5 protein-coding genes are annotated in these 6,000 nt (G+C 34.4%); 1 reads left to right on the plus strand and 4 read right to left on the minus strand.

The window, feature by feature from the left end; genetic code table 11:
- The first annotated feature begins 193 nt into the window (after window positions 1-193).
- Window positions 194-3,280, plus strand: a complete 3,087-nt coding sequence (locus tag COC46_RS05265; RefSeq protein ID WP_098808690.1) for an Ig-like domain-containing protein — start codon at window positions 194-196, stop codon at window positions 3,278-3,280.
- Window positions 3,281-3,386: 106 nt separating this feature from the next.
- Here the strand turns inward: COC46_RS05265 and queF are convergent, their stop codons facing one another.
- The 4 genes from queF to queC are packed head-to-tail and all read right to left on the minus strand — an operon-like array spanning window position 3,387 to window position 5,733.
- Window positions 3,387-3,884, minus strand: coding sequence for a preQ(1) synthase (gene queF, locus COC46_RS05270; RefSeq protein WP_025568326.1), 498 nt, complete (start codon window positions 3,882-3,884; stop codon window positions 3,387-3,389).
- A 5-nt stretch (window positions 3,885-3,889) separates the two neighbouring features.
- Window positions 3,890-4,606, minus strand: a complete 717-nt coding sequence (gene queE, locus COC46_RS05275) for a 7-carboxy-7-deazaguanine synthase QueE (protein ID WP_098808691.1) — start codon at window positions 4,604-4,606, stop codon at window positions 3,890-3,892.
- Window positions 4,599-5,075, minus strand: coding sequence for a 6-carboxytetrahydropterin synthase QueD (gene queD / locus COC46_RS05280; protein ID WP_098808692.1), 477 nt, complete (start codon window positions 5,073-5,075; stop codon window positions 4,599-4,601). The genes queE and queD overlap by 8 nt, the downstream gene beginning before the upstream one ends.
- Window positions 5,068-5,733: a 7-cyano-7-deazaguanine synthase QueC gene (queC, locus tag COC46_RS05285; RefSeq protein ID WP_098808693.1), complete on the minus strand. Its 666-nt coding sequence runs from the start codon at window positions 5,731-5,733 to the stop codon at window positions 5,068-5,070. Before queC ends, queD begins: the two co-directional genes overlap by 8 nt.
- Window positions 5,734-6,000: the final 267 nt, after the last annotated feature.

The following is a 6,000-nucleotide window of genomic DNA, read 5'->3' on the forward strand; positions in this document are numbered from 1 at the left end:
AATCAAAACCATCTAAAATCCTGTATTGTTAATGTTTCAGAATACTCCTAATATTAAATCATTGAGTGCTCAATCCATTATGTTATCTAAAAATCCAATCGATTGTAAGTTTAGTATTTCCAAGAAATACTAGTAATTTGTTATGAACAACGCTTTAATTTCTACTTGATTTGAAAAATTAGGAGGACGACAAATGAGGTTTCATAGCCTTAATCGGTTTTTTGCATTTACAATCGTTTTTTCGTTATTTATCTCTTTATTTAGTCATTTGACTTATGCAGCAACAAAAACAGAATCAAAGGTCACTAAGGATAAAAAGATAGTAAAAATTATCCCTAGTGAATCGACGGTTTCTTTTGCACTTTCTGACGATAACTATAAAATATCAATTTGGGCAGTGTACAACGATGGTACAAAAAAGAATGTTACAAAAGAAGGTCAATGGGCTTCCGCCAATACAAAAGTTGTAACAGTGAAAAATGGGATACTAAAGCCTGTTTCAGTGGGATCAACAAAAGTACAATTTAAACATGGATCAACCGTGTCAAAAATTGATGTTTCAATAACTAAAAAGAAGGATAAGCCTAAAACTCCAAAAAAACCGAAAATAGTAACACTCATGCTATCCACATATCGCACAACGTTTATAAACCAAGGTGAAAAGAAATTAATTGAATTGAAGGCACTTTATAGTGATGGTTCGGTAAAAAATGTAACAAAATCAGCTACTTGGAAGTCAAGGGATACTTCAATTGTAAAAGTTTCTAAAGGTGAAATTAATGGGGTATCAGTAGGCGATGCTTCATTAAATGTAAAATATTCGTCATTCCCTGAGATTAACTTCTTTGTTTCAGTTCAAGAGGTTTATGTTGAAACAACAGGACTTGAACTTTCTGTTAATCAGTTAAGATTGGAAACAACTGATCAGCCTGTCCAAGTGGAAGCTCAAACTAGAAGTACACAAAATGTAATTAAAGAAGTAACATCTCGAGGCAACTGGGATTCATCAAATTCTGAGGTCGTGACTGTAAGTAATAGCGGGTTGGTTACGCCGGTTGGTGTGGGTGAAGCATATATTTACTTTAAATACGAAAAGTTCGTAGATGCAGTACGTGTTAAGGTTGTTCAGCCTAAAAAGCTTGTAACGGATACACCTAATATTGAAATTTTACCAAATGCATCATTCGAGGCTACATTAAATGAAGTATTCAATGATGGCAAATCTGAGGATGTTAGAGATAAAGCAACTTGGACAAGTGATAATCCTAACATCGCGAAAGTAACAAATAATGGCTTAATCATTGCTGGAGGTAAAACAGGTAAAACAAAAATTAGAGCTTCTTATCGCTCAAATCTACATGCTCCAATTGAAATAAATGTCAACATTACAAATAAGCTAACTAAGCCAAGATCAATTGCTTTATCTGCCACACCATCTAATTTCTTTTTAAAAACTGGTAAGGAAGAAAAGGTTTCTATTAAAGCAATTTATAGTAATGGAATGACAAAAGATGTAACTGATTCTGTTGAGTGGAATAATAGTGAGCCTACTGTTGCGTCAATTAATATTGATACGGTGAAGGGGCATTCTAATGGTACAACTGTATTTACTGCTATTTATGAACGTAAAACGGTTAATATTCCAGTAGTCGTAACGAATAAAAATGCGACTACATTGCCAGAAAAAATGACAGTTACACCTAATGTGACAAATATGATTGTAAACGAACAACAGCAATTAAATGTGAAAGTAGACTATACAGATGGATCTGAACTGGATACAACCTCTTTATCGCTCTACAATTCTTCTAATCCAAATGTCGTTTCAGTCGATGAAAAAGGTCTCATTACAGCTCATAGTAAAGGTACTGCAAAAGTTAGTGTATATAGTATGGACTACACAAAACGATTTGAAATCATTGTATCAGATAAAAAAACAATCAGTAGAGTAATTGATTTAGAACCTAGTGAAAAGAACATTAAATTTAAATTAAATGAACGTACTCATTCGTTTAAATTAAAAGCAAAATATCAAGATGGTTCAATAGCGGATGCTACATCAATTGGAAGATGTACTTCATTGAATCCAGATATTGTTACAGTTGAAAATGGTGTGCTCACAGCGATTTCACCTGGTACTACTCAAGTTTTAGTCAACGACGGTACAAATACAGAAATAATTGATGTGACAATTCAACCAGATAAGCAACAACCAAAAAAGGAATTAAAAATAGATTCACTACTAGTTAATACCTTTGATGTTGTTGTTCAGAGAGGAAAGCTTTATCCTTTTAAAATTTCAGCACAATATAATGATGGTGCCATAAGAGAGATTAAGGATTTGGTAAAATGGAAATCAAAAAATCCATCAATTGCCGCCGTTTCAGAAGGGAAAATTATCGGTAAAAAGAATGGGAAAACTACCATTACTGGAACAATAGATGGTTTGAAATTTGAAATTCCCGTTAATGTAATGGAAACACGTGGGCCAGTTAATTTAGAAGAACTAACTCTAAGTCAGGGCTATCTACTAATGCAACCTGGTGATCAGCCAGTAAATATTACTGCGTTCGCAAAATATACAGGCAATTATGATGTGGAAGTTGATCAAGAAGGGAAATGGGAGTCTACAAATGAGAGCGTAGCTACCGTTGATCAAAATGGAGTTATTACGGCAGTAGGTACTGGCTCAGCTTATGTCTACTTCCGTTATCACAATGGCTTTACGGATGCAGTTTGGGTAAGAACATTTAAGCCCGAACTAATGACAAGTGTAGAGGAAGTAGTTTTAGAACCAAAAGAACTCTCTTTAGTATCTGTCCTTGCAATTTATGGTAGAGGTCTGGCTAGCGCATTTGACGTAACCGATAATGTAGAATGGAGTATAGCAGATGAATCAGTTGCAACAATTTCTGACACAGGACGAATTACTGCCCGCTCAGCTGGTAAAACGACAATTACCGCAACTTATTGGGGTGTGACAAAGGAAATAACTGTTGAAGTAGTTGATAAAAAAGCTGCTCAAGTTATCGGTATACTTGCTACTCCAGACAATTTTGTTCAGTCAGTTGGAACGAAATCAAAGTTAAAAATTAATGCATTATATAGCGATGGCACACAAAAGGACATTACAGCTGACGTTTCTTGGAGAATGTCAAACTCAGATGTTGCATATGTTTCGAAGGATAATTATGTATATGCAGCTGCTGAAGGAGCAGCAGTTGTGATGGCAGAGTATGCCGGATTTAGATACATTATCCCAATAGTGGTGATAAAATAAAAAAAATAGTTCCCCCCTTAATTAAGTTAATATAAAAAAATCCCATTTCTCTGTTATGAGAAATGGGATTTTTTATTCACCTAAAATATTAATTCAGTTTTTAAGATTAACGGTTATCAATCTTTTCAGGATATAAATCGTGGTTCATCATACGGTGTTCAGCCATTTTTTCGTATTTTGTACCTGGGCGACCATAGTTGCAATATGGATCGATTGAGATTCCTCCACGTGGAGTGAATTTCCCCCAAACTTCGATATAACGAGGATCCATTAATTTGATTAAGTCATCCATAATGATGTTCATGCAATCTTCATGGAAGTCACCATGATTACGGAAGCTAAAGAAGTATAGCTTTAATGATTTACTTTCAACCATTTTTTGCTCAGGAATATAGCTAATATAAATTGTCGCAAAATCAGGTTGACCAGTTTTTGGACAAAGTGAAGTAAATTCAGGGAAATTAAACTTTACGAAATAATCGCGATCAGGATGAGTATTATCAAATGTTTCTAAAATTCCTGGATCATATTCAAATAAATATTTTGTGTTGTTGCTGCCAAGTAATGATACTTCTTCAAGTGAACCTTTTGATCTTCCTACCATGTTGCTTAAACTCCTCTCTTATTTCCCCATACAAATGCATGTAATTGAGGTAAAACTTTTACATTTTTAAAGATTTTTGATTTCATTGCTTCATCTATAAGCCATTCGTATCGTTTTAACATGTATTGTAATAAAGTTTCATCATCCGCATTTAGCCAGCTATTTCCGACTTGTAAAAAGAACGGAACATGTGGAAACTTTTGATGAACGGTTTCTGCATAGGCTAAATCTTTTTCATCAAAAATAACAACTTTTAAACAAAACTTTGGATGGTGTTCTAAATTTTGAATAATGCTTCCTAGTATATCGAAATCAGTATTCATGCCACTACTTGGTGGTTTAGGCGATAAAGTTACTTCGTCAATTGAAGGTAACCATGATTGCCACTTACTACCTTGCGTTTCAAGAGCTAAAGTCATATTTTTTTCCTTTAAAAACTCTACTACAGGTCCTAATGAAGGAAGTAGGGCAGGGTTTCCACCAGAAATTGTGATATGAGAGAATGTATCGCCACCTAAATTCACTAAATTCTCCCAAACTTCTTCAGCGGTCATCCAGTTTATATTTTCTTTTTCACTACCATCCCATGTGAAAGATGAATCGCACCAGCTACATGAATAATCGCAACCTGCAGTACGAATAAACATCGTTTTTTGACCGATTGCCATACCTTCACCTTGTACAGTGGGTCCGAATAGTTCAAGTACAGGAATTTTACTCATTTATCATCCACTCCCTACGAGCTTCTGCGTAGCAAGTAGGTGTTTCAAATAAACGAACAAACTCTACTCGAATATCTTGTGCAGGATTTGTATGAGCCTTAAGTGCATTTTCCATCTGCTCATAAATCCAAACAACCATATTTTCCGCAGTTGTATTCATCGGCGGAAGCATCTCATTTAAATAACGGTGATCTAAATAAATTTCAATCTTTTCTTTCCAAATCTGTTTAATATCTCCAAAATCAATCACTAAACCGATTTCATCAACAAAGCCACTAATTCCAAAAATGACTTTATATGTGTGACCATGTAAATTCTTACACTTGCCTTCATAGCAATGTAAGTGATGTGCAGCATCAAAGGTAAATTCCTTATTAATAAGAACACGTTTATGGTGGTATTTTAAGTCTTCTTTTTTGATATGCTCATCAATCTTATGAAGTCTCTCTACGATGCGAAAATCAAACATGCTTAGTGGCTCCTTTCGATTGTAGATAACGGTCTAAACCAGCTTGACGAAGCTTACATGCAGGACATTCTCCACAGCCATCAGAAATGATGCCATTATAGCAAGTTAACGTTTTATTTTTAACGAATTCAAATGCGTTTAAATCATCAGCTAATTTCCATGTATCAGCTTTATCAATCCACATAAGTGGAGTATGAATAACAAATGGATAATCCATTGATAGATTAAGAGTTACGTTTAATGATTTAACAAAAATATCTCGGCAGTCAGGGTATCCGCTAAAATCGGTCTCGCAAACACCAGTAATAATGTGTTTCGCGCCTTTTTGTTTAGCGAGAACTGCTGCAAAAGATAAGAATAATAAGTTACGTCCATCGACGAATGTAGAAGGTAATTCGCCTTCTTCATGCGTTATCTCAATATCTGATCTTGTTAAAGCATTTGGTGCAAGTTGATTTAACAAGGACATATCAAGTATATGGTGAGGAATATTTAATTCCTTACAAATATCTGCAGCTACATCTAGTTCTAGTTTATGACGCTGATTGTAGTTGAACGTAACAGCCTCAACTTCACCAAATTGTTCCATAGCCCAGAATAAACAAGTAGTACTATCTTGGCCACCGCTAAATACAACGATTGCTTTTTCATTTTTCATATTTCTTCTCTCCTTCACATGTTTAAAAAGAAGAGGGCATCCCGAATAACAAAAATAAAAACAATACGACAAATATTGTTTTTCGCCTTATTTTTTTGTAGAGGGGAGTTTGCGACCTCTACCATAAGTAAATACAACTTATGGATTTTTTTATTAAATTTTCTATCTATTAAATTGTACTAGAAAAGTACAATCATAATTCCCATTATAATCGTTTCGTGAAAAAAGAACAAAAACTTTTGTAAGAGAATTAATTTCATAAATACC

This window comes from Bacillus sp. AFS041924 (genome assembly GCF_002577195.1).
GTDB lineage: Bacteria > Bacillota > Bacilli > Bacillales > Bacillaceae_G > Gottfriedia.